The 22,657-nt window shown below is 66.9% G+C and carries 26 protein-coding genes; 15 read left to right on the plus strand and 11 right to left on the minus strand.

The window, feature by feature from the left end; genetic code table 11:
* The first annotated feature begins 2 nt into the window (after positions 1-2).
* The 5 genes from EII34_RS11750 (at position 3) to EII34_RS11770 (ending at position 4,561) form a co-directional block, all read left to right on the plus strand.
* Entirely contained in the window at positions 3-407 is a 405-nt protein-coding gene (locus tag EII34_RS11750; protein ID WP_124845351.1) for a DUF6507 family protein, read from the plus strand.
* Positions 404-2,914 (plus strand): hypothetical protein, encoded by a 2,511-nt coding sequence (locus tag EII34_RS11755; RefSeq protein ID WP_124845352.1) that lies wholly within the window; start codon positions 404-406, stop codon positions 2,912-2,914. The genes EII34_RS11750 and EII34_RS11755 overlap by 4 nt, the downstream gene beginning before the upstream one ends.
* A gap of 9 nt (positions 2,915-2,923) precedes the next feature.
* Positions 2,924-3,376, plus strand: a complete 453-nt coding sequence (locus EII34_RS11760) for a DUF6301 family protein (RefSeq protein WP_124845353.1) — start codon at positions 2,924-2,926, stop codon at positions 3,374-3,376.
* Between the two features lie 168 nt (positions 3,377-3,544).
* On the plus strand, positions 3,545-3,937 hold the full coding sequence (locus tag EII34_RS11765) for a DUF6301 family protein (protein ID WP_124845354.1): 393 nt from the start codon (positions 3,545-3,547) through the stop codon (positions 3,935-3,937).
* Positions 3,938-4,108: 171 nt separating this feature from the next.
* On the plus strand, positions 4,109-4,561 hold the full coding sequence (locus tag EII34_RS11770) for a DUF6301 family protein (RefSeq protein WP_124845355.1): 453 nt from the start codon (positions 4,109-4,111) through the stop codon (positions 4,559-4,561).
* Positions 4,562-5,024: 463 nt separating this feature from the next.
* Here the strand turns inward: EII34_RS11770 and EII34_RS11775 are convergent, their stop codons facing one another.
* From EII34_RS11775 to EII34_RS11785, 3 genes are read right to left on the minus strand one after another with little or no spacing between them, the layout of a single operon-like run.
* On the minus strand, positions 5,025-5,369 hold the full coding sequence (locus tag EII34_RS11775; RefSeq protein WP_124845356.1) for a hypothetical protein: 345 nt from the start codon (positions 5,367-5,369) through the stop codon (positions 5,025-5,027).
* Between the two features lie 4 nt (positions 5,370-5,373).
* On the minus strand, positions 5,374-6,387 hold the full coding sequence (locus tag EII34_RS11780; protein ID WP_124845357.1) for a DUF6177 family protein: 1,014 nt from the start codon (positions 6,385-6,387) through the stop codon (positions 5,374-5,376).
* Between the two features lie 8 nt (positions 6,388-6,395).
* The gene (locus tag EII34_RS11785) at positions 6,396-6,878 is read right to left on the minus strand and encodes a TY-Chap domain-containing protein (protein ID WP_124845358.1); all 483 of its coding nucleotides are present in this window, start codon (positions 6,876-6,878) and stop codon (positions 6,396-6,398) included.
* 91 nt (positions 6,879-6,969) lie between these two features.
* On the opposite strand from EII34_RS11785, the gene ahcY reads away from it, so the two are divergent.
* A complete protein-coding gene (gene ahcY, locus EII34_RS11790; RefSeq protein WP_221620288.1) occupies positions 6,970-8,394 on the plus strand; it encodes an adenosylhomocysteinase in 1,425 nt (474 codons plus the stop codon).
* Positions 8,395-8,402: 8 nt separating this feature from the next.
* Here ahcY and EII34_RS11795 read toward each other — a convergent pair whose 3' ends face one another.
* Complete coding sequence (locus tag EII34_RS11795) at positions 8,403-8,654, minus strand: DUF3039 domain-containing protein (RefSeq protein ID WP_124845360.1); 252 nt, start codon at positions 8,652-8,654, stop codon at positions 8,403-8,405.
* A gap of 19 nt (positions 8,655-8,673) precedes the next feature.
* Between EII34_RS11795 and EII34_RS11800 the strand changes: the two genes are divergently transcribed.
* Genes EII34_RS11800 through malQ form a run of 3 tightly spaced genes read left to right on the plus strand, consistent with a single transcriptional unit; the run spans position 8,674 to position 12,845 of the window.
* Positions 8,674-10,038 (plus strand): MFS transporter, encoded by a 1,365-nt coding sequence (locus EII34_RS11800; protein ID WP_185711317.1) that lies wholly within the window; start codon positions 8,674-8,676, stop codon positions 10,036-10,038.
* Positions 10,039-10,062: 24 nt separating this feature from the next.
* Positions 10,063-10,734, plus strand: coding sequence for an RDD family protein (locus EII34_RS11805; protein WP_124845384.1), 672 nt, complete (start codon positions 10,063-10,065; stop codon positions 10,732-10,734).
* Positions 10,731-12,845: a 4-alpha-glucanotransferase gene (gene malQ / locus EII34_RS11810; protein ID WP_124845362.1), complete on the plus strand. Its 2,115-nt coding sequence runs from the start codon at positions 10,731-10,733 to the stop codon at positions 12,843-12,845. Before EII34_RS11805 ends, malQ begins: the two co-directional genes overlap by 4 nt.
* 33 nt (positions 12,846-12,878) lie before the next feature.
* Here the strand turns inward: malQ and EII34_RS11815 are convergent, their stop codons facing one another.
* Positions 12,879-13,145 (minus strand): hypothetical protein, encoded by a 267-nt coding sequence (locus tag EII34_RS11815; protein WP_124845363.1) that lies wholly within the window; start codon positions 13,143-13,145, stop codon positions 12,879-12,881.
* A gap of 104 nt (positions 13,146-13,249) precedes the next feature.
* On the opposite strand from EII34_RS11815, the gene EII34_RS11820 reads away from it, so the two are divergent.
* Complete coding sequence (locus EII34_RS11820; protein ID WP_124845364.1) at positions 13,250-13,486, plus strand: hypothetical protein; 237 nt, start codon at positions 13,250-13,252, stop codon at positions 13,484-13,486.
* Between the two features lie 94 nt (positions 13,487-13,580).
* Here the strand turns inward: EII34_RS11820 and murD are convergent, their stop codons facing one another.
* The 3 genes from murD to EII34_RS11835 are packed head-to-tail and all read right to left on the minus strand — an operon-like array spanning position 13,581 to position 17,596.
* Positions 13,581-14,888 (minus strand): UDP-N-acetylmuramoyl-L-alanine--D-glutamate ligase, encoded by a 1,308-nt coding sequence (gene murD, locus EII34_RS11825; protein WP_124845365.1) that lies wholly within the window; start codon positions 14,886-14,888, stop codon positions 13,581-13,583.
* The gene (locus tag EII34_RS11830; RefSeq protein WP_124845366.1) at positions 14,878-16,224 is read right to left on the minus strand and encodes a hypothetical protein; all 1,347 of its coding nucleotides are present in this window, start codon (positions 16,222-16,224) and stop codon (positions 14,878-14,880) included. Before EII34_RS11830 ends, murD begins: the two co-directional genes overlap by 11 nt.
* Positions 16,225-16,243: 19 nt before the next feature.
* A complete protein-coding gene (locus tag EII34_RS11835; protein ID WP_124845367.1) occupies positions 16,244-17,596 on the minus strand; it encodes a nicotinate phosphoribosyltransferase in 1,353 nt (450 codons plus the stop codon).
* A gap of 75 nt (positions 17,597-17,671) precedes the next feature.
* On the opposite strand from EII34_RS11835, the gene clpS reads away from it, so the two are divergent.
* From clpS to EII34_RS11860, 5 genes are read left to right on the plus strand one after another with little or no spacing between them, the layout of a single operon-like run.
* Positions 17,672-17,992, plus strand: coding sequence for an ATP-dependent Clp protease adapter ClpS (gene clpS, locus EII34_RS11840; protein ID WP_124845368.1), 321 nt, complete (start codon positions 17,672-17,674; stop codon positions 17,990-17,992).
* Positions 17,989-18,540 carry a DUF2017 family protein gene (locus EII34_RS11845; RefSeq protein ID WP_185711318.1) on the plus strand — a complete coding sequence of 184 codons (552 nt, stop codon included), beginning with the start codon at positions 17,989-17,991 and terminating at the stop codon, positions 18,538-18,540. The genes clpS and EII34_RS11845 overlap by 4 nt, the downstream gene beginning before the upstream one ends.
* Before the next feature lie 18 nt (positions 18,541-18,558).
* A complete protein-coding gene (rph, locus tag EII34_RS11850) occupies positions 18,559-19,281 on the plus strand; it encodes a ribonuclease PH (RefSeq protein WP_124845370.1) in 723 nt (240 codons plus the stop codon).
* Entirely contained in the window at positions 19,278-19,886 is a 609-nt protein-coding gene (gene rdgB, locus EII34_RS11855; RefSeq protein ID WP_124845371.1) for an RdgB/HAM1 family non-canonical purine NTP pyrophosphatase, read from the plus strand. The genes rph and rdgB overlap by 4 nt, the downstream gene beginning before the upstream one ends.
* Positions 19,883-20,677, plus strand: coding sequence for a thymidylate synthase (locus tag EII34_RS11860; protein WP_124845372.1), 795 nt, complete (start codon positions 19,883-19,885; stop codon positions 20,675-20,677). Before rdgB ends, EII34_RS11860 begins: the two co-directional genes overlap by 4 nt.
* 4 nt (positions 20,678-20,681) lie before the next feature.
* Here the strand turns inward: EII34_RS11860 and EII34_RS16025 are convergent, their stop codons facing one another.
* The 3 genes from EII34_RS16025 to EII34_RS16030 all read right to left on the minus strand — a co-directional run.
* Positions 20,682-20,822, minus strand: a complete 141-nt coding sequence (locus tag EII34_RS16025) for a hypothetical protein (RefSeq protein ID WP_185711319.1) — start codon at positions 20,820-20,822, stop codon at positions 20,682-20,684.
* Between the two features lie 579 nt (positions 20,823-21,401).
* Positions 21,402-22,466: an ATP-binding protein gene (locus EII34_RS11865; RefSeq protein ID WP_124845373.1), complete on the minus strand. Its 1,065-nt coding sequence runs from the start codon at positions 22,464-22,466 to the stop codon at positions 21,402-21,404.
* Between the two features lies 1 nt (position 22,467).
* Positions 22,468-22,657, minus strand: a 190-nt coding sequence (locus EII34_RS16030) for a hypothetical protein (RefSeq protein ID WP_185711320.1), incomplete at its 5' end; no start/stop codon positions are given.

Consider the following 22,657-nt stretch of genomic DNA (forward strand, 5'->3'; position numbering starts at 1 on the left):
AGGTGAGTGAGTGGAAGATCAACCCGGCCGGGGTGCAGGCGGTGCTGGAGAGTGCCGAGGCGGCCCGGGGTGAGTTGTCGACGGCGATGGGTCCGGACTCCCTGGATGTGGTGACCGCGGGTCTGACGTGGTGTCCTGCCCTGTCGGCCGGTATCCCGGACGCGGTGGGAAGGATCCTGCAGGCCCACGAGGAGAACTTCCACGCGATCGTCAACCACGTGGATGCCGGGATCGTGGGGGTCACGGCTGCTGCGAACACCTATCTCGATGCTCAGCAGGAGATGGACGCGTCGGTGCGGGCCACCCGGGCGTCGGCCGTGGAGGGCGAGATGCTCCGGGCGGCAGAGAGCGGGAACTTCACCTTCTTCGAGGGGTTGGCGGCACAGGCAGGGGAGGAGACGCCGTGAGTGACGAGGGGCTGATCAATCCGGACGAGTTCATCTGCCGCTCCTTCGGGCTGGACCCGGAGGCCGTGGAGCAGGCCGGTGAGGAACTGGCCCGGATGGGCCTGGAGATCCTTCGGAAGGCCCATGGGGTGGACAAGGTCTGGAACGGCTTGCGGAATGTCTACGAGTCCCCCGAGCAGGAGGCTGTCTACGCGATCATGGATCCGGCGACGGTGGCGGCTGCGCGGATCAGGGAGGATCTGCTGAAGGCCTCGAGACCACTGTTGAAGTACGCGGAGGCGTTGCAGATCATCAAGCCGCGTCTGAAGGCCGTGGAGGACGACGCACGTGCGTTTCGTTCCAGGATTCTGGAGGAGTATCCCGGGGGTGAGGGATGGCGGGTCGATCACGAGGCGGTCGCGACGAACCAGGATCTGCTGGCCAGGTACAACCAGCTGCACCGTCAGGTGGTCGATGAGATCACGGCCTGTGAGGATGCGTTGCGGTTGATCGGCCTCGACGGGGCGATGGAGTGCCTGGCTCCATCGCCGGGACTGCCGGAGGAGTTCGACAAACTCAAGGAGTATCCGTGGGGGGCTCCGGGGGAACCTGCGCCACGCAACTTCTTTGAGTCGTGGTGGTACGGCGCTCGGGACAACGTGGTGGAGTTCGTGGAGGGCGTCGATGCCCTGGCTGGTTATGACGAGTACGGGAACCACAGCTGGGAGAATTTCAGGAACGCCTGGGCCGGGGTCGGGGACTTCGCGTGGACACATGTGAAGGTGGCAGCGGGCACGCCGCAGGAGTTGTTGTCCCTCAACCCGAGTGATGAGTACAGGTCAGACATGAACAAGCTCATCACGGCCTGGGGTGAGGGGGCTCAATGGGATCATCAGACCTACTTGGAGGGTGGGAACGGCTGGCACGCCTATGAGGAGGACCCCCACCGGGCTGGGGCGAAGACGGTGACCGGGGTCATACCGATCTTTGGTCTTGGCAGGATGATCCGCCGGGTGACCCGGGGAAGGGCACCGGCACCTGCCGGGGTGCATCCTGTGCTGGGGATCGTCGGTGCCGGGCTGGACCGGGCGAGGCAGCCGTTGGTCCGTGTCGGACAGCGGTTGCGCAGCCTTGGGCGAGCGGGTTGGGACCAGGTCATGGGCCCGCTGGATGACAAGTTGCGGAGATTGGCGACCCAGGTGGCACAGGGGCTGGACCAGGTCAGCGGCAATGGCTGGGGAAGGGCCGCCGTGGCGGGGGCCGACGTCGGCGGGGGTGGTCGTTCACCGGGGCGTTGGGGCTCGCATGGTCTGGTGGAGACGGTGGTCGATGAGGATCTGGCCCGTGGTGGGTCCAGGAGGAGTCACGGTGGGGGTGAGGACGGGGTTCCCCGTCGGGCCGCTGACTGGTCGGGGGATGCGGAGCCGCCACGTCGCCCCATACCGGAGGGGCCCGACCTGCCGGAACCGGCTGACCCGGTGCGTCGGGATCGGCACGGGAACCCGTTGATCGTCGATGAGAACGGCAAGCCGTTGCCGGAGGATCGAGGGGATGGGCGCAGCCACTACGCCAGCGACCCGGAGGGCACCTTCCGGGACACGCAGGGCAAGCTGCGCTCCTCGGTGGACGGGGCGAAGTTCGCCGAGGATCCCTACGCCGGGGACGCGAGGATCGTCCACCACCACGACTGGACCCAGGCCCCGGCGGCGCGGGACTGGGCCGATGCGGCCCGACAGGCCGAGTTCAAGCAGGCCGCCAGCGCCTGGGAGGAGATCCGCAGCGCCACCCGCAAGGCGCGGGCGGCGGCCAAGGAGTCCCTGGAGTTCGCCCGGGAGTGGCTGGCCCGGGTCGATCCCGAGGTCGATGTCGACTCCAGGGGGTACAGCACCCTTGCCAGCGCACTTGACGAGCAACTTGATACCCCGAACCTGACCGATGCCGAGTACAAGGCATTGGAACATCACCAGAAGCTGCTCGAGGATGCTGGAAAGGCGGAACTGAAGCTGCAGAAGGCCTCGGAGTGGGCGGGGGACCGTGGTGGCCACCTGACCCTTGAGGATCAGGGGCGCAGGGTGATCCTGGGGGAGACCGGTGGTTCCCCGGGCAGCCATGCCTCCCCGGGATCGGGGACCTTGGACCAGGTGGGGATCAGCGGCCCGGACATCGAACCGCCCACCAAACAGGCCTCCCGGCCGGAACGCTATGAGATCGCCTTCGACGAGAACAAGGGTGGCAACAGCCCGAAGCTGGGGTCGCGTGGCGGGGCCCAGCAGGGCACGCTGCCCTACCTGCAGGACCTGCTCTCCGGCAAGGGTGATCCCCGCCTGGCTGAGCGGCTCACCGCGCTGCGCGACGCCGGGGAGCATCCCGGGTTCTTCGATGCGCTGCGTCGGGGCGAGGTGGTGGTGCGCTACCAGTTCGTCAATGCCCGGCCGGACGGTACGCTTCGTGCCGGGGAATTCAACCTCGGGTCGGAAGTGCGCCTCCGCTGGGATGGCGGGGACACCTTCGAGCTCATCACCGAGTAGGAGACAGCTGTGAGACACCTTTCCTTTGAGACAGCCCGGACCTGGATTGAGCGTCTGGCGGGGTTGCCTGCTCCGGTGAGGATGGGTGACATTCCGGGGTTGGCGGCGGAGTTCGGGTGGGAGCCCACGAATTTCGAATCCCGGTACAGGTATGAGGAGGGGGGGGAGTCTCGGTTTGTTCTGGTCTCGGGGGATGGTGAAAGTGGAGCTCTTTTCAAAGTGCGCTTTGGTCTGGTAAGGAATTGGGGTGAGGATCTGCTGGGGAATGTGGCGGTGGTGGATTTCTTTCCCCGTTTTGTGGAGGCGTTTTGTGGGGTGTGGGGTGAGCCGTGGAGTGTGATGACGGATCCATCCACGTTGATCTGGAAGCTGCATGAGCAGGGGTATGCTGAGATTTATCTGAAACCTACTTTGATTGCCTGTTATTTCACCACGTCTGACTGGACGGAGGAGCGGTGGTGATTTCCGTCCGAATGGAGTCCCAGCGCCGTTCGCTGCGGGTTTCGATGCGGACTGCTTGCTGGTGCTCGCGGTCCGGCTCGACCAGTGGGGGAGGTTGAGGCCTTGAGACATATTTCCTTTGAGACGGCCCGGGGTTGGATCGAGCGTCTGGCGGGGTTGCCTGCTCCGGTGAGGATGGAGGACATCCCGGGGTTGGCGGCGGAGTTCGGGTGGCAGCCCACGAATTTCGAATCTCGGTACAGGTATGAGGAAGGGCGGGAGCCCCAAGTTGTTTTGGTCATAGGGGATGATGAGAGTGGAAATCTTTTCAAAGTGAGCTTTGATCTGGTTAGGAGTTGGGGTGAGGATCTGTCGGAGAATGTGGCGGTGGTGGATTTCTTGCCCAGGTATGTGGAGGCTTTTTGCGGGGTGTGGGGTGAGCCGTGGAGTGTGATGACGGATGTCGACATGATTGATTTCATCTGGAAATTGCATGAGCAGGGTTATGCTGAGTTGACGGTGTGGCCCGACTGCCTTACCTGTAGGTTCGTGTCGATGGACAGAACGGAGGAGCGGTGGTGATTCCCTCCGCTGGTCGAGCCGGGGTCGGAGCTTGCGGAGGGCCCGTGTCGAGACTTGGCGGGATTCCGGCCCAACTCGAGTCCCAGTACCCGTTCGCTGCGGGTTTCCACACGGACTGCTTGCTGACGCTCGCGGTCCGGCTCGACCAGTGGAGAAGGATGGGGTGACGTCTTGAGGCACATTTCCTTTGAGACGGCCCGGACCTGGATCGAGCGCCTGGCGGGGTTGCCTGCTCCGGTCAGGATGGAGGACATCCCAGGATTGGCGGCGGAGTTCGGGTGGGAGCCCACGAATATCGAATCCCGGTACAGGTATGAGGGCGGGGGGGATGCCCAGATTATTTTGGCCTCGGGTAATGACGAAACCGGCAAGTTGTATAACGTCAACTTCGATCTGGTGAGGAATTGGAGGGAGGATTTTGCTGGGAATGTGGTGGTGGTGGATTGGTGGCCCAGATATGTGGAGGCGTTTTGTGCGGTGTGGGGTGAGCCGTGGAGTGTGATGACGGATCCGTCGACGTTGATCTGGAAGCTGCATGAGCAGGGGTATGTCGAGATTTATCTGAAACCTACCTTGATTGCCTGTTATTTCACCACGTCTGACTGGACGGAGGAGCGGTGGTGACTCCCTCCGCTGGTCGAGCCGGGGCCGGAGCTTGCGAAGGACCCGTGTCGAGACCTGGCGGGATTCCGGCCCAACTTGAGTTGCAGCACCGTGTGTCGGAGGTCTCGAGCCGGACTGCTCGCTCACGCTCACGGTCGGCCTCGACCAGCGGGGAATCGTGGTATGGATCGATCAGCGCAGAATCGCGGTTGCCCGTAGGAGTGCACTGATTCGCCTGCCTTACGGCGGGTTCGCCTGCCTTGGATCGGAAACGCCTGCCTTCTTTCAAAACGCCTGCCAAACAAGACAGGCGAGCCGCCGTCAAGGCAGGCGAGCCTCACCCAGGACAGGCGAACCCGAGGCAAGGCAGGCGAAACCATCAGGAGCACGGATCGCGGTCATGGAGGGTGGGGCAGGGAGGGTGGACCTCGGGTCAGGGCATCCGATGCCTTCGCTGATCCCCTCCCGGCGTGCCGACGGGGGATCAGGCCGTTGGCTCGCCCTCCCGGTCGTGCACAGTGCCGTCGAGGTACTCGGCCAGATGCTTCAGGATCACCAGGCCCGGTTCGGGATTCCAGGTTGGCAGAGCGACCTCGGTCCACCACGTGATGCGGGCGGGCGGATCCTCCAGCAACAGACGGGCCTCAGCGTCGACCTCGAGATGTCGCGGGGCATGAATCGTGAACCACAGCTCGTCGTCTCCTGAGAGCAGGGTGATGGGGAAGAAGTCTCCGAGCAGCGCGCCGTCGGGGACGAAGGCGGCCAGCGCGGTCACGATCCCCTCGAAGGTCGGTTCAACCGTTGTGATGAGAATCTTCTCGATGGTCACGGACTCACCCTCTCTCCTCCGGTGCATCCCACTCAACGGCCTCCCGCAGGACATCGCGGAACACCTCACCGTCGACGTGCTCCGCGAAGCGCTGGTATCGACCGGGATCATCGGCCAGCGGAAGATACAGCGCAGGCACCTTGGCCGGGCCGACAGCGATGGCATTGAACCGTTTCCTGGCGTCCTCGAGATCCAGACCCAGACCGGACAACAATGCAGGTCCGATCAGCAGGGCCATCGGCAGTTCCGGCAGCCGGGGGCGGGCGGAGACCCCGAGGCGCCCCTTCGACATCTCGACGGTGGTCACGGTGGCGCTGGCCATGGTGACCCGAAACCGTGAGTTCAGGGCCATCAGGGCTTCCTCCACCACGTGGGCCAGAGCCGGATCGATCCCCTGCAACCGGGTGAGGGGCACGACACCCCGACTGTGCTCCGCGATCCCCTGCCGGGTGCGTTTGACCTGGATGCTGGCGACGGCGCCGTCCGTCGAGCGGGCCAGGTGCCGACGGCTGAGCGGCATCTCGGAACGCAGCCGCGAGGTGAGCCCCGATGTGGACCAGGGCTGCCCGAGCGGCTCAGCGGTGTCCATGACGGTGAGCTGGCCACCCCCCAGTGCTGCGACCATGAACTCCGCGACACGACCACAGGTGGTGCCATGGCTCGCCGAATCCCGGATCTTCACGTCGAAGGTCAACGCCGGACACCTCGGCAGGGGCGCATCCTCGACTGGAAGCCGGGCAGCCCGGGAACCGGGAGGGGCCTCGACGGGCAACCCCGAATGCGCGTCGTAATCCAGCCCATCGGGACCGAGCACCAACCACCTCGCCCCCCGCCGTCGCATCTCGTCGGCGAGAAACCAGCTGAGATGGGAGCCGTGACGGGTGCGGAGCTGGGGGCGGCACCGCGCGCGCCCGGCCTCGTCGAGGAAGGCCCGGACCGGGCGGGTCAGGGCGAGATGGGAGGCAGCGGAGTCGAAGAACCGCAGCTTCTCTCCCCAGCCGTCGGAGTGGACGGTCAACCCCTCGGTCAGGACTCGATCCTCCTCAGCCCCAACCTGCGCAGGGTGAGGTCATGGTCCGCCGGGTACGTCATCTCACGGAACCGACCGATGCCGTAGCCCGCAGCCCGCCACGACCTGTAGGTCAGCTCATCAGGCGAGGCAACCCCCTCGATGTCCCGCAGCCGGGCCAGAAAACCCCTGACCACCTTCAACAGGGCCTGCCCGCTGGGCGGCCACGCCACCTCCTGCTCCCAGTAGCTCGGGTCCTCATCGTGACGTTCGAAGTTGCACTCGACGAAGAAGGCCCTCTCCTCCGGGGTGAACCGCCGCTCAGGGCTCTCATCCTCGAAGCCACACACGATGGTCATGTTGTTGTTCGGGAAGGCGTGGATGCCGGCGAACTGGACGTAGGGCCGTTGCTGCTCCCCGAGCCCGATGATGCAGATGGTTCTCTCGGGGAGGGTGACGAGCTGATCGAACAGCTTTTTCTCGAATTCCGGCCACTCCATGGTGGTCTCGCTTCCTGTCGGCGTCGTCCGGACACCGCGACCATACCAGCGATGACGTCGGCAGGTGGTGCGGTGGCGTAGACTCCCCGGCGTGACTGACTTCCGCGTAGCCGACCTCAGCCTCGCCCCGTACGGGCGTGAGGAGATCACTCTCGCCGAGCACGAGATGCCGGGCCTCATGGAGATGCGACGGCGCTTCGGCGACACGAAACCGCTCGCCGGGGCGAGGATCGCCGGGTCACTGCACATGACGGTGCAGACCGCGGTTCTCATCGAGACCCTCGTGGCACTCGGCGCCGAGGTGAGATGGGCCTCCTGCAACATCTTCTCCACCCAGGACCATGCGGCCGCCGCGGTCGTCGTCGGGCCGGACGGCACCCCGGATGACCCCCGTGGGGTCCCGGTCTTCGCGTGGAAGGGGGAGACGCTGGAGGAGTACTGGTGGTGCACCCGACAGATCCTCGAGTGGCCCGGTTCCGCGCCGAATCTGATCCTTGATGACGGCGGCGACGCCACCATGTTCGTCCATGACGGGGTTGCGGCGCAGCGGGCCGGACGCGTGCCCGATGACGCCCCGGAGGACTCGGCCGAGGCCCGCGTCGTCAAGGCGACGTTGCGGGAGTGCCTTGGCCAGCTCGACTTCGAGGCCCTGGCAGCCGGGATCCTCGGCGTCACGGAGGAAACCACCACCGGTGTCCACCGGCTCCACGAGATGCACCGCGACGGCACACTGCTGTTCGGGGCCATCAACGTCAACGATTCCGTGACGAAGTCGAAGTTCGACAACAAGTACGGCTGCCGCCACTCACTCGTCGACGGCATCAACCGCGCCACCGATGTCCTGATCGGCGGCAAGGTCGCGGTGGTGTGTGGCTACGGTGACGTCGGCAAGGGCTGTGCCGAGTCACTGCGTGGCCAGGGTGCCCGGGTCATCGTCACCGAGATCGACCCCATCTGTGCCCTGCAGGCTGCGATGGACGGCTTCCAGGTGGCGACGCTGGACTCCGTGGTGGAGCAGGGGGACATCTTCATCACGGCGACGGGGAACCGCGACATCATCATGGAGTCGCACATGGCCCGGATGAAGCACCAGGCCATCGTCGGCAACATCGGCCACTTCGACAACGAGATCGACATGGCCGGGCTGGAGGCGCGCAGCGATGTGACGAAGGTCGAGATCAAGCCGCAGGTCGCCAAGTGGGTCTACCCCGACGGCCATGCCGTCATCGTCCTCAGCGAGGGCCGACTCCTCAACCTGGGCAACGCCACCGGCCATCCGTCGTTCGTGATGAGCAACTCCTTCACCAACCAGGTTCTGGCCCAGATCGAGCTGTTCACCCGCACCGCCGAGTACCCGCCTGGCGTGTACGTGCTGCCGAAGCACCTGGACGAGGAGGTGGCACGTCTGCACCTGGCCTCCCTCGGGGTGGAGCTGACCACCCTCAGTCAGGCACAGGCCGACTACATCGGGGTACCGGTGAGCGGTCCGTTCAAACCGGACCACTACCGGTACTGACTCCTACGTCACTCCTCGGGTTTCCCGGGCTGCAGGGACTGCCAGATCTCCTTGCACTCCGGGCACACCGGGAACTTCTCGGGGTTGCGGGAAGGCACCCACACCTTCCCGCAGAGCGCCACGACGGGGGTGCCGGTGACCATCGCCTTGACGAGTTTGTCCTTCGGGACGTAATGACTGAAACGTTCATGGTCGTCCGAGTCACGCAGTTCGGTGCGCTCATCGAGGACGGTCTGGGAACCGGGGGCAAGCTCACTCATGGAACAGGATTCTAGAACCGTGGACCAGGACAAGACAGAACCTGACAGCAGATCAGGGCTGCTCATCGGCATCCTGCTGGCGGTGTTCGGGGTCGCCTTCCAGATGGTGGGGGTCGTCGCCGCACTACCCGACGTGATGCGGGCACTCGACGGCGAGGCGCACTACGCATGGGCCTTCTCCGGGATGGTGATGGGCATGCTCCTGTCACTGCTGGTCGCAGGCCCCTACGCCGACCGGCGAGGCCCCTTGCGCCCCATGACCGTCGGCTTCGCGCTGTTCCTGCTCGGGTTGGTGGGCGCCATGGTGGCCATCGACGTCCCCACCCTCATCGGAGCCAGAATCCTCCAGGGTCTGGGTGGGGGTGCGATGAACCTGTCCCTGTTCGTGGTGATCGCCCTGGGCTTCCCCGGGTCGCGACGCCCGACGGTGATGTCGTGGCTCAGCCTGTGCTGGGTGCTGCCCGCCTTCGTCGGTCCCCCGATCTCGGCCCTGCTCGTCCAGGTCAACTGGCGGCTGGTCTTCGTGCTCGGCATCCCGATCCTGATGGCCGCAGCCCTCCTGATGACCCCGCAGGTCAAACGTCTCCAGGCGGGATTTCAACCCGCCGAGGGCAGGACCCGCAACCCCGCCTGGGCGGTGGCGGTGGTCTCCGTCAGTCCGGCACTGCTGCAGCTGACCGGCATCCTGCCCCTGCCCTGGAGCATCGCCTCCGGCGTGGCGGCGGTGCTCGGGCTGCTGATCGCGGTGCCAGCCGTGCTGCCGGAGCGGGTGCGTTCCCTGCGGCAGGGGCTGGGACCGATGGCTGCCACACGTGCCCTGCAGGCCGGGGCCTTCTTCGCGGCCGAGGCCTTCCTGCTGGTGGGGCTCCAGGACCTGCGAGGACTGAACGGGCTGCAGGCCGGGGTGGCGCTGACCATCGGTTCACTCGGGTGGAGCTGCGGCTCCTGGCTCCAGTCGAGGTCCTGGCTGCGCCTGCGACGCGACCAGATCATCACACTCGGCACAGGTCTCGGCGTGCTCGGAATCGCCGGGCTCACCACATTCATGGTATGGACATGGGTACCGATCGTCGTCGCGGTGTTCGCGTGGGCCATCGCCGGATGCGGCATGGGGTTGATGATGGCCAGCACCGCAGTGGCGACCATGGCGCTGTCGAGCCCACAGGAACAGGGCCGCAACTCCAGTGCCCTCCAGGTCTCGGAGACCCTGGGCAACTCGCTGCTGACCGCCGCCGCCGGAGCCGTCCACGCCGGACTGCTGGCGAGAGGGCTGCCATCGCTGGGATGGGTCTTCCTGGTGCTGCTGCTCGCCATCGTGACGGCCCTCGGTCTGTCCCTTCGGACCGGACCCATCCGGGACGAGGTCCCCGCTGGCGGCCGATGAGTGGGCAATGGCATCCTTGGGGCCATGGACTACGCCTCGACGCAACCACCCGCCGGTTGGTACCCCGACCCGGCGGGCAGTGGGGCCGAACGTTATTGGGACGGTTCCTCGTGGTCGCACGTGACCCGGGCCTCCACGCGCAGCGATGAGCCGGGGCCGGGGCTCCGGACACAGTTCACCCCGGCTGGCTGGTGGGCCCGGGCCGCGGCCCTCGTCGTCGACATGGTGCTGCTGGCGATTCCCGGCTACCTGATCCTGCAGTGGCTGGCCCCCGGGGCCATCGACGCCATCGCGGAGTGGTTCCGACAGGTCTACCTCGTCACTGCGTCAGGGCGGACCCAGCTGCCCCCTGAACCCACCTCGGCGATGGAGGCCCTCAACCGTGCCGGTCTGGCCACGGCAGGGGTGACGGTGCTCTACCGGACGGCCTTCGTCGCCTGGCGTGGCGCCACCGTGGGCAAGATGCTCCTCCGGTTGAGAGTGGTGCCGGCGCTGCAGCCGACGGCGAGCAGACCGGATGCGATCAAGTCCGTGATGCGGGCCGTGGGGCAGGAGGTGCTCTCCATCGGGCTCCTCCTGCCCGTGGCCCTGGTCAGCTATCTGATGCCGTTGTTCACCGCCAGGAAACAGACCCTCCACGACATGGTGGCAGGCACCGTCGTGGTCAAGACCCCAACCTTGAGGAGCCCCCGTTGACCCCGCTGTCGAATGATCTGCACCAGCTGGCCGAGCAGGTCGGGATCGCCCGTGAATTCTGGGACTGGAAAGGCAACCACACCGTCATCTCGCGTGAGACCGTCGTCGCCGTGCTGGCTGCGATGGGCATCGAGGCCGACACCGACGAGGCCTGCCGGGCCGCACTGGAACAGCTGGAGGCCGAGGCCTGGCTTCGAGTGGTGAAACCCTGCACCGTCGTGGAGCAGGGACACGAGGTCACCGTCGACGTCCACGTTCCGGCCGGAACCGGGGTGGAGGTGCATCTGGTGCTGGAGAACGGTCAGGTACGTGCTGGACAGCAGCTGGAGAACTGGACCCCGGACCGCGAGGTCCGGGGCAGGTGGCGTGGCGAGGCGACCTTCGGTTTCGGTGCCGACCTGCCGCTCGGCTACCACCGGGTGCAGATCCGCGGTGTGGAGGGCGAGTTCCAGGCCAGCGTCATCGTGGTCCCCACCTTCGTCGGTTTCCCGGAGCGGATGCAGGACAACCGGGTCTGGGGGTACGCCACCCAGCTGTACAGCCTCACCTCGAAGCGCTCGTGGGGGATGGGGGACTTCCAGGATCTGGCCGATCTGGGGACCTGGGCCGGGGGGGAGCAGGGGGCCGGTTTCGTGCTGGTCAACCCGCTGCACGCCGCCCAGCCGGTGGCTCCCATCGAGCCGTCACCGTACCTCCCGGCCAGCAGGCGATTCCTGAGCCCGCTCTACATCAGGCCCGAGGCGATCCCGGAGTACGTGGATCTGGACAAGGGGGCGACGGCGGCGATCAAGGCCGCCCGGAAATCCGTGCGGGGTGATGGGCTCTCCATCGACCGGGACGCCATCTGGGAGGCGAAGAAGGCCGCGTTGTGGACCATCTTCCAGGTCAGGCGACGTCCGGCACGCGAACTGTCCTTCACCACCTTCAAGCGTCGCTCGGGGGCTGCCCTGCGCGACTTCGCGACGTGGAGCGTGCTGTGCGAGCACCACGGGGTGGACTGGCGGAACTGGCCCGAGCCACTGCAGGATCCCCACTCCGAGGAGACCCGGGACTTCGCGACCAGCCATGCGGAACGCGTCGAGTTCTTCGCCTGGCTGCAGTGGACGGCACAGCAGCAGCTGTCCGCCGCTCAGACGGCCACCGAGGAGGCCGGGATGGCGCTCGGAGTGCTGGCAGACCTGGCGGTGGGTGTCAGCGTCTCCAGCGCCGAGACCTGGCTGATGCGTGACGTCTACGCATCCGGGGTCACCGTCGGGGCACCCCCGGACCAGTACAACCAGGCCGGTCAGGACTGGGGGCAGCCACCGTGGAACCCCCGCCGTCTCGAGGAACTGGCCTACGAACCCTTCCGCGAGATGGTGCGTGCCGCACTGCACCGCGTCGGAGGCCTGCGGATCGACCACATCATCGGACTGTTCCGGTTGTGGTGGGTGCCGCAGGGGCTCGGCCCGGCGGGTGGGACCTACGTCCGCTACGACCACGACGCGACGATCGGGATCCTTGCCCTGGAGGCCCACCGGGCGCAGGCGCTGGTGGTGGGGGAGGACCTCGGCACCGTCGAGCCGTGGGTCAGGCAGTACCTGGCCCGACGGGGCATCCTCGGCACCGGGGTGATGTGGTGGGAGTACGACCGGGAGGGGAACCTCCAGGCACCCGAGAACTGGCGGGAGTACTCGATGGCCTCGGTGACCACCCACGACCTGCCCCCGACGGTGGGCTACCTCGAGGGCGGCCACGTCGAGTTGCGCCACGAGCTGGGCATCCTCACCGAGCCGTTGGCCGACGAACTCGCGGCGGCCCGTGGGGAACGGGAGATGTGGGTGGCCCGGCTCATCGAGTTCGGGGTCCTGGCCCCGGACCAGGCCGAGGACCCGGTCGAGGTCATGCTGGCCCTGCACCGCTACCTGGGGCTGACCCGCGCCAAGGTCCTGGTCGCGGCCCTGGCGGACGCCGTGGGTGAGAGACGCACCCAGAACCAGCCGGGAACGATGAACGAGTACCCCAACTGGCGGGTCCCGCTCGGTGACGCCACGGGTGAGGTGATCCGGTTGGAGGACATCTTCACCGCAGAACTTCCCACCCGGGTGGCCGCAGCGATCCGCAACCACTGAGGGCCGAAGAGGCGACGGTTCACGACGTCGGACTCAGGAGGCGGATCCCTCGGCATCGGCCATGAGCCAGGCCTCTGTCATGGTGTGGACGATCCGAAGCAGAAACAGGGGATTCGCAGGGATCTCCGTCAGTGACTTCTCACGCGGTGAAACCGGGTGGTGGCCGTCGGAGTGCCCTTTCACGACGACCAGGGCGATCAGGGCCAGCAGGGAGGGCACGGCCGCCTTGAGGGCGGTCGCCATGCGACGCAGCCATGCTTCCCGTGTCCGTTTCGGCGTTCCGCTCACCTCGGCGATCATGGTGCTGCCGAACTCCTTGGTGCTGAACAGCCCTGCCAGCCCGAGGGGTGCGGATGATCTGCGGCACGGGATGGAAGTGTCTCACCTTGGCGCAATGGTCCGCGATGGAGCGACTCCTGATCGGCCGAGATCTGCTCAAGGTGGGTCTGGAGCATCCGGTCAGGGTCCGAGGCGTCGAACCGGTCCGGACGGGGCAGGAGGATCTCACCGTCCTTCTTCACGGTTTCTCGAACCACCTGGGACTGGTTCCTGCCGACCGAGCATCCTTTGACGGCCAACTCGAGGACCAGACGGTCTCACCGTCTCGCAGCGTCACCCCGATGCCCGGCTCACCTCTGTGATGATGTCGGGCGAACAGGCAACAGGGCCTGCACAGGCCGCCTCCCGGGCGGGCGACGTCGCCGAGAAAACGGATTTTGCACCAGGTGACGAGGATCAGGCCAGGGCTGCGTCCCGGAAGGCCTTGGAGCGGTCCCGGTAGTCGGTGAACTCGTCGAAGCTCGGGGCGCACGGTGACAGCAGCACGACGGCGTCGGTGAGGGTGCTGGTGCGGGCCCGCCGCATCGCATCGGCGAAACCGTCCGCCTTGACGAGACCCGGGATCCGGCCGTCGGCCTCGTCGGCGAAACGATGTCCGGCCGGACCGATGGTCAGCACCTGCGTCGGGGCCTCACGTGAGGCCAGGAAGTCGATCAGGGGGCCGAACGGCAGATCCCGCTCCGAGCCGCCCAGGATCAGCACGACGGGAGAGTCCGGATACGTGGTGAGGGCCGCAGTCACCGCCTGTGGGTTGGTGGCCAGGCTGTCATCCACCCAGGTGCGGCCGTCGTTCGACGGCACCACCTGCAGCCGGTGCTCCAACGGCTGGACCTCCTTGAGGGAGCCCAACGCCGTGGACGCGTCGAGATCGTCGCCACACCAAGCCGTCGCCGCGGCAAGGGCCAGCGCGGCGTTGCCCACGTTGTGGCGGCCACGCAGCGGCAACTCATCGGAGCTGAGTTCGCCCACCCCCTGCCAGATGATGCTCTCAGCGGTGACGTGGAGCCCGAGCCCGGCCGGGGTCAACAGTTTGGCCCGCGGGGCGACCAACGCGGCTCGCTCCCGCAGTTCGGGCTGCAGGTCTGAGACCACCACGACCTCGGGATCATGGGCGAGGAGGTTGAACTTGTCGTCCCGGTAGGCCTCGAGACCGCCGTGCCAGGGCAGGTGCTCGGGGAACAAGGACGTGACCACGGCGACCCGGGGGGAGGTCGTCAGGGAGGAGGCCTGATAGCTGGAGACCTCCATCACCGCCACCTGATCCTCACGCAACACACCGGTCACCGCGGTGCCGACATTGCCGACCAGCCGCGAGTCCCAGCCGAGCGTTGCAAGGATGTGGCTCGTGACCATCGAGGTGGTGGACTTGCCCTTGGTCCCCGTCACCCCGATCACCCGGGCCCGGTTGACCCCCAGCCACAGATCCGACAGCGAGGTGAGCCGCACCCCGGCCGCAGTCAGCCGTCGGAACTCCTCGGAGGTCTTCGGGATGCCCGGGGACTTCACCACCACGTCAGCGCCCAGCAGGGCCTCGAGGCCCGCCTGACCGGATGCCCCGGGCAGCCCCTCCGGGAGGGTGCCGGAACCGGTGACCGCCACCGTCGCCTCGATTCCGCGAGTGGTCAGCTCCTCCATGGCAGCGAGGCCCTCACGCCCCGCCCCCCACACGACGACCCGTCGGTGGTGAAGATCCTCAAACCGCACGAGCGACCTCCTCGAAGCGCTCCGGCAGGCAGTGTTCGTCGCTCTGCCAGGCGAACACCCGCTCCAGCTCCACCTGGCTGGCAGCGACCCCGGCCAGACCGGGGGCGGTCAGCGCCGGATGCCCGGCCCAGTCCGGATGCTCCCGCAGCAGGGTCAGCGCGACCCGGCACTCGTCGGGTTCGCCGACGCACTCGAAAGGTTTGAGGGTGCCCTCGGCCCCCAGCAGATCGACGAAACCGTCTTGCTGGGACCCGTCGGCCAGCAGGTCCTTGCCGCCCCAGATGTCGAGCAGCTCCTCACGCGGCAGGAACGGGGCCAGGATCAGGAACACGAAGCGGCACTTCGGGCAGTCCCCGCACCACGTCGCCCCGTCACCGGCGGCCATGCGGTAGGCGCGGTTGCAGCTGGTGAAGATCGGATGGTAGCTGCGGTGTTCGGCGAACCGACGCGCCACCCTGAGCTCGGTGAGGGGCCGCAGCAGGGAGAAATAGGTGGGTCCCTCGGCGGGCAGCACGTCCCGCAGCAGGGTCTCGAAACCGATCCCCTTGCTCCACTGGTGGTTGACCACCTGCCCCTGCCACTCGACGTTGCCGAAGGATGCGCTGGCCTCATTGCTGAACACCACCGCATCGCAGCCGGTCGCCACCGCGGTCAGCAACGAGATGAGCGAGTTGATGGCGGTGACGGGGACGTGCCCGTTCGGAACCCCCTCCGCGTTCAACTCCAGCAGGCGCGGGTCGATCTGGCGTGTCACCTCGTGCAGCGGCCGCCCGGCCACCCGCGCCGTGTCGTGCTGGGGGCGCTTCGGGTTCACCGCGATGAGGTGCACATCCACCCCGGAGTCACGCAGTGCCTCGATGGTGACGATGGAGTCCTTCCCGCCCCCCACCGGGACCAGGGTCCGCGAGATGGGGCGATCCGAGGCGACCCCCCGCTGCCAGCGATCCTGCAGGCGTGGGCTCAGGATCTCCGGGTGCAGCGCCTCAGGAAGGTCATTGGTGTAGGCGAACTCTCCCAGGCCACCGGAGATGACGGCGGTGAGGAAATCGTGTTCCGGACCGGTGAGCCCGTCCGGCACCACGACCACACACGGGGTGAAGGCCTTGTAGTAGCTCGGTGACGCGGCCAACGACAGCAACCGGAGCAGCGCCTTGACGACTTTGGCCGGGGCCTTCTCGGGGGCAGCCGGGAGAGTGATCTGTTCCTCGAAACGGATCGGGCGGCCATCGGGGAGGACCCCGACGTAGGGCAGCCGGATCAGCTCTTTCTCCAGGATCGGGGAGTGGATCTCGAAGCGGGGGCAGTCCTCGGTGCCATCCCAAGCAGTACGCAACACGGCCTAGATGCTACCCGGGTCACAGATTGGCCGGACGGGGTGCGGCCTGGTACGGGTTCGTGGTCTGGGTGCCCGAGCCGTCGAGGATGATCGTCTCGATGGCCGGGTCGCCTCTGCTGATCCGCAATGCCGACAGGGGCAGCTCCGCCAGGGACTCGGCATGCCGGGTACGGGCGTCCTCGAGGGAGAACTCGGCGACACGCACCCCGTCACGCACCAGATCCACCAGGAGGTCACGGTCGTTGCCGTCGTTCACCGGTGGGGTACCCAGTCCGATGATCTCGGCCTCCGCGCGGCCGTCCTCGCCCAGGCGACGCATCGCGAACTTCCTGCCTCCCAGGGTGTTCTTCCCCTTCGACTTCTTGCCGACCGGCACCATCGGTGCGGTGCGGTCGTCGGAGTCGGCGCGTGCCACCAGCTTGTAGACGAAGCCACAGGTGGGATGACCGGAACCCGTGACCAGGGAGGTGCCGACCCCGAAACCGTCGACGGGGGCGCCACGCAGGGCGGCGATCTGCCATTCGTCGAGATCCGAGGTGACCGTGATCCGGGTGTCGGTGGCTCCCAGGTCGTCCAGGAGGTCGCGCGCCCGGCGGGCCATGATCGGCAGGTCCCCGGAGTCCAGTCGGATCGCACCCAGCCTGCCCTCGGTCAGCTCCACCCCCTTGCGGATCGCGGCATCGACGTCGTAGGTGTCGACCAGGAGCGTGGTGTTCACCCCGAGCGCGGTGAGCTGGGCCCGGAACGCGTCCTCCTCGGTGTCGTGGAGCAGGGTGAAGGAGTGGGCGGCGGTGCCCATCGTCGGGATGCCGTACGAGCGTCCCGCCTCCAGGTTGGAGGTGGCGGAGAACCCGGCGATGTAGGCGGCCCGGGCGGCCCCGACGGCGGCCCACTCATGGGTGCGACGAGAGCCCATCTCGGCGCAGGGGCGTCCCTCGGCCATCGCCGTCATCCGGGATGCGGCCGCCGCGATGGCGGAGTCGTGGTTGTAGATCGACAGCAGCACCGTCTCCAGCAGGCAGGCCTCCGCGAAACTGCCCTCCACGGACAGCACCGGTGATCCGGGGAAGTAGACCTCGCCCTCCGGGTAGCCCCAGATGTCTCCGTTGAAGCGGTAGTCGGCCAGCCATTCCGCGAGGTTCTCGCGGATGATTCCGCGCTCCAGCAGGAAGGCGAGCGTGGCCTCGTCGAACCGGAAGTCGTCGATGGCCTCCAGGGCCCGACCGAGCCCGGCGATGACACCGTAGCGGCGTCCCTCCGGAAGACGTCGGGTGAACAGGTCGAACAGGGAGTGCCGCCACGCGGTTCCCGCGTCGAGGGCGGCCTGGACCATGGTCAGTTCGTAGTGATCGGTCAGCAGGGCTGTCGTCATGGCTCAACAGTAGAGATTCCCTCCGGACGACGCCAGAAGCGGCATCGCATTGGGGCGGTGGGTACGATGACGACCATGGAATCCGTCTCGCCCCGTGTCCCTCGCGCTGCCGACGAGCAGCCCGAGGGAGGAGTAGCGGTCCTGGACGCCCCGGTCGAGCAGACCACGGGAGCCTGGGTGACGATCGTCTGGGATGACCCGGTCAACCTCATGGACTATGTCACCCACGTGTTCTGTGAGTACTTCGGCTACTCGGTCTCCAAGGCCCAGTCCCTGATGCTCCGGGTGCATCAGGAGGGCAAGGCCGTGGTCTCGATGGGCAACAAGGAGGCCATGGAACGCGACGTGATGGCCATGCAGGACTACACGCTGTGGGCGACGATGGAGCAGATGTGACGCCTTCCTGGGTGTTTCACGCCAGTGAGGGCCGGGGGCGGTTGCTGCGGATCCTGGTGCAGCGGTACGCCAACGACCTCGGACTGTTGCTGCCCGATGTGATCTCCGACGACCCGTTGGAGGAGTTGGCGGCCGAGATGGAGGCAGGGGAACGTGCGGCCCGCACCGTGACGGAGCAGCCGGACTTCCAGCGCTTCTTCCCGCCGGTGGTGGCTGATGCGGCTGCTGCCGATGAGTTCCGTCGCCAGGCCGTCGCGGGGCAGGCCCGCAACCGGATCGAGGCGGCCCGTGTGGTGCTCACCGATCTGGGTGAGGGGGAACGCCGACACGTGCAGGTGCCTTTCGATCACATCGACGCGTGGGTGCAGGTGCTGTCCGCGCTCAGGGTGCAGTGGCACGTCGAGCTGACCGGGAGTGGCGATCGACTGGTGGAGGCCACCCCGGAACAGATTGATGACTCCCCGGACACCGCGGCACTGCTGGACTGGCTCGCCCTGCTCATCGAGGATGCGCTCCAGACGAAGTGGCGGACACATCCTTTGTCCTGAACCGGATAGGTTGGGCCCATGACCACTCGCCTCGACGGCCGCGCGCCCGATCAACTCCGTGACATCCGCATCACCCGCAACTGGCTGGATCACGCCGAGGGCTCCGTCCTCGTGGAGTTCGGGCGGACCCGGGTGCTGGTGGCGGCCTCGGTCACCGTCGGGGTGCCCCGGTGGCGTCGCGACTCCGGGCTCGGATGGGTGACCGCGGAGTACTCGATGCTGCCACGCGCCACCCACACCCGCTCCGACCGGGAATCGGTGCGGGGCAGGCTCGGTGGCCGCACCCATGAGATCTCCCGACTCATCGGACGGGCGCTCAGGGCCGTCGTCGACTTCCGTGCCCTGGGGGAGAACACCATCGTGCTGGACTGTGACGTGCTGCAGGCCGACGGTGGTACCCGCACCGCCGCCATCACCGGCGCCTACGTCGCCCTGGCCGATGCCGTGGCCCATCTGCGCGGGCTGGGTGCCCTGCAGGGGGAGCCGCTCAAGGATTCGGTGGCGGCGGTCTCCGTCGGTTTCGTCGACGGGGTGCCGATGCTGGACCTGGCCTACGAGGAGGACTCGAACGCCGGGACCGACATGAACGTCGTGATGACCGGGTCCGGGGACTTCGTGGAGGTGCAGGGCACCGCCGAGGGGGTGCCGTTCAGCCGTGACGAGCTGAACACCCTGCTGGACCTCGGTGCGGCAGGATGTGAGGAACTGACCCGACTGCAGCAGGAGGCACTGGGCCGATGAGTCGCGTCGAGACCGTGGTGCTGGCCACCAACAACGCCAAGAAGCTGGCGGAACTGCAGCGCGTGGTGGCCGAGGCCGGGCTGGAGCTCCAGGTGCGAGGGCTGGGGGATTTCGACTCCTACCCGGAGCCGGAGGAGACCGAGCACACCTTCGAGGGCAACGCCTTCATCAAGGCTGAGGCTGCGTGCCGTCACACCGGGTTGCCCGCGCTGGCCGACGACTCCGGCCTGGAGGTCGACGAGCTGAACCAGATGCCGGGGGTGCGTTCCGCTCGCTGGGCGGGACCCGGTGGTGACGACGCGGCCAACAACCGGCTGCTGCTGGCGCAGCTCGACGGGGTACCGAGACACCGTCGAGGCGCCCGGTTCGTCTGTGCGCTGGCCCTGGTGCTGCCCGACGGTGGGCGTGAGGTGTGGCACGGGGTGATGCCCGGACGGATCGCCGAGGACGAGGCAGGTGCCGGGGGTTTCGGCTACGACCCGTTGTTCATCCCCGACGGCGAGACCCGGACCTCGGCGGAGCTGAGCCCCGGGGAGAAGGACACCATCAGTCATCGCGGCCAGGCGGTGCGACAGTTCCTGGCCTGGGTGGGTGAGGAGCGATGAGGGTTTATCACGACCTGCTGCGTCGCATCATGGCCGAGGGAGTGGATCGGGCGGACCGCACCGGCACCGGCACCCGCAGCATCTTCGGGCACCAGATGCGTTTCGACCTGCGGGAGGGGTTCCCGCTGCTCACGACGAAGAAGGTCCACACCCGCTCGGTGTTCGGGGAGCTGCTGTGGTTCCTGCGCGGTGAGACCAACATCGCCTGGCTGCACGAGAACAACATCACCATCTGGGACGAGTGGGCCGACGAGAACGGCGACCTCGGGCCGGTCTACGGCTACCAGTGGCGGTCCTGGCCCACCCCGGATGGGCGCAACGTCGATCAGATCACCCAGGTGATCGAGTCCATCCGCACCAATCCCGATTCCCGGCGGCACATCGTCTCGGCCTGGAATGTCGGGGATGTCGACGACATGGCCCTGCCGCCGTGTCACGCGCTGTTCCAGTTCTACGTGGCCGAGGACCGACTCAGCTGCCAGCTGTACCAGCGTTCGGCGGATGTGTTCCTCGGCGTGCCGTTCAACATCGCCTCCTACGCCCTGCTGACGCATCTCGTCGCCCAGGTGACGGGGCTGGGGGTGGGTGAGTTCGTCCACACCCTGGGCGATGCCCACATCTACCACAACCACGTCGAGCAGGTGGAGCTGCAGCTGAGCCGGGAACCCCGGGCCCTGCCGAGGTTGGTGCTCAACCCGGAGGTCACGAGGATCGACGCCTTCGAGCTGGCCGACATCCAGCTGGAGGGCTACGACCCCCACCCGGTCATCAAGGCCCCGATCGCGGTGTGACTCATCATGGCCCGGGGCGGCAGGGGTACTTCCTTCGCAGCCGTCGATGGTAGATCGCCAAGGCGACGCAGTAGGAGAGGAACTCGGCGATGACGTAGCCGATTCCCATCAGTGCTGCCCCGAGGTAGCGTGAACGCGGATACATGATCGCGACGATGATGAAGATGCCGACCCCTCGGACGACGTAGTTGGTGGCATCGGGGCGATAGAAGCGGAGGTGGTCCTTCAGGGAACCATGCCAAAGTCTCCATTTCTGATGTGACTGTCCCCGAGCGCTTTTCATTGCTACCAATCCCTCCAAACAGCACAGGCGATTGCGCTGAAGGTCGCCTCCTGTTCCCACGAGGTTCCGCTCTGATCTGCGTTGGTCGTTGCTGGCATGAGGAACATGATCAACCCCATCAGCAGCGCTACGAGGCCCTTGGTGAACTTGCTCTTCATCGATCGCCCCTCTCGGATGCTGAGGGAACCGGGATGTCTCCTGGATCAAGGCTCAGTGAGCATGTCGTGTGTGTCAACCCCGGTCGCGAAAATCTAGCGGAAAGTTCAGGGGTGTGACTCCCATCCGCTGGTCGAGCCGAAGTCGCGGCGCTTCGCGACCACTCGGGTAGGGCGGTCGTGAAACGTCGGAAAAGCGACGGTTCGAGACCGCTGGGGGGCGCCAAAGGGGCTCGGAACTCGCTTTGCGGCTCGACCAGCGGGGATTTTCGTCACCGAGTGACCGTCACGGCAGGTGCTGGTAGAGCTCCTGCCAGATGCCCTGGCGGTGTCTGACCTGGCGTTCCTTGTAGGCCCGGAGTTTGGAGATGTCGTCGGGGTCGTCCTTGACGGCGGAGGAGACGATGGCCTCGGCCAGTTCCTTGCCGCCCGGGGTCTCACCCCCGAACCAGGCCGCCCGGACCGCCGCTGACATCCCCGTCGAGACCGCCTCGGCGGTGGACATCGCGCTGGTGAGCCGCTCCACCCCGTCCTTCCCCGCCTTGCCGGAGCGCAGCTCCCGGAACACCTTCACCAGGACCTCGGTGGCGTCTTGCCCCAGCCGGGCCGGGATCTGGGCGGCCTTGAGCATCTGGTCGGTCTCCCGTTCCACCAGGTCCATCTCCACCTTCAGGTCCTCGATGGGGCCGATGGTCTCGAAGTTGAAGCGACGCTTCAGCGCCGCCGACATCTCGTTGACGCCCCGGTCGCGGGTGTTGGCGGTGCCGATGACGTTGAAGCCCTGCCGGGCATGGAGGGTGCGGTGGTCGGCGTCGAGCTCCGGGATGGAGAGGCTGCGGTCGGAGAGCACCGACAGCAGGGAGTCCTGCACCTCGGGGGCGCAGCGGGTGATCTCCTCGAAGCGCACCACCTTGCCCTCAGTCATGCCCCGGTGGATCGGAGCCGGGACGAGGGATTTCAGGGTGGGTCCCTCGGCCAGCAGCAACGCGTAGTTCCACGAGTACTTGATGGCGTCCTCGGTGGTGGCGGCCGAGCCCTGGATGGTGAGCGAGGTGTCGCCGGAGATCGCGGCGGCGAGCAGTTCGCTCAGCAGTGACTTCGCGGTGCCGGGCTCCCCGATGAGCATGAGCCCACGGTTCGTGGCCAGCGACACCACGCAGCGCTCCACCAGGGAGCGACGGCCCACGTACTTCGGCGTGATCTCCTTGCCGTCGCCCAGCACGAACTCCACCACCGACTGCGCGGAGAGCTGCCAGCCCGGGGCGACGGGGCGGCCCCGGTCCCGCTCGCGCAGCAGGGCCAACTCGTCGGCCCAGCGCAACTCGGCGGGAGGACGTTGGATGTCGGTCATGTCAGCTCACGATCTGGTTGATGGTGGCCAGCACTTCGCTGGTGATCTTGGCGGGGACGTGGGGCCAGGGGATTTTGGTGTGGTCCTTGATCCACCAGGTGTCTCCCCAGCCGATGGCGTCGGCGTCTTGGACTCCCGCCAGCACGTAGACCTCGGTCAGGGTTTGGTCTTCTTGTTCGGTGAGGGGTCCC

It is taken from the genome of Arachnia propionica (assembly GCF_003859805.1).
Classification (GTDB): Bacteria; Actinomycetota; Actinomycetes; order Propionibacteriales; family Propionibacteriaceae; genus Arachnia; species Arachnia propionica_C.

Coding starts and splice junctions, on each gene's coding strand:
- EII34_RS11820 (WP_124845364.1), top strand. CDS start 13,250: ATGGAGCGACTCCTGATCGGCCGAGATCTGCTCAAGGTGGGTCTGGAG.
- EII34_RS11835 (WP_124845367.1), bottom strand. CDS start 17,596: ATGACGACAGCCCTGCTGACCGATCACTACGAACTGACCATGGTCCAG.
- EII34_RS11815 (WP_124845363.1), bottom strand. CDS start 13,145: ATGATCGCCGAGGTGAGCGGAACGCCGAAACGGACACGGGAAGCATGG.
- rph (WP_124845370.1), top strand. CDS start 18,559: ATGACCACTCGCCTCGACGGCCGCGCGCCCGATCAACTCCGTGACATC.
- EII34_RS11805 (WP_124845384.1), top strand. CDS start 10,063: ATGGACTACGCCTCGACGCAACCACCCGCCGGTTGGTACCCCGACCCG.
- EII34_RS11795 (WP_124845360.1), bottom strand. CDS start 8,654: ATGAGTGAGCTTGCCCCCGGTTCCCAGACCGTCCTCGATGAGCGCACC.
- clpS (WP_124845368.1), top strand. CDS start 17,672: ATGGAATCCGTCTCGCCCCGTGTCCCTCGCGCTGCCGACGAGCAGCCC.
- EII34_RS11865 (WP_124845373.1), bottom strand. CDS start 22,466: ATGACCGACATCCAACGTCCTCCCGCCGAGTTGCGCTGGGCCGACGAG.
- EII34_RS11860 (WP_124845372.1), top strand. CDS start 19,883: ATGAGGGTTTATCACGACCTGCTGCGTCGCATCATGGCCGAGGGAGTG.
- EII34_RS16025 (WP_185711319.1), bottom strand. CDS start 20,822: ATGTATCCGCGTTCACGCTACCTCGGGGCAGCACTGATGGGAATCGGC.
- rdgB (WP_124845371.1), top strand. CDS start 19,278: ATGAGTCGCGTCGAGACCGTGGTGCTGGCCACCAACAACGCCAAGAAG.
- EII34_RS11785 (WP_124845358.1), bottom strand. CDS start 6,878: ATGGAGTGGCCGGAATTCGAGAAAAAGCTGTTCGATCAGCTCGTCACC.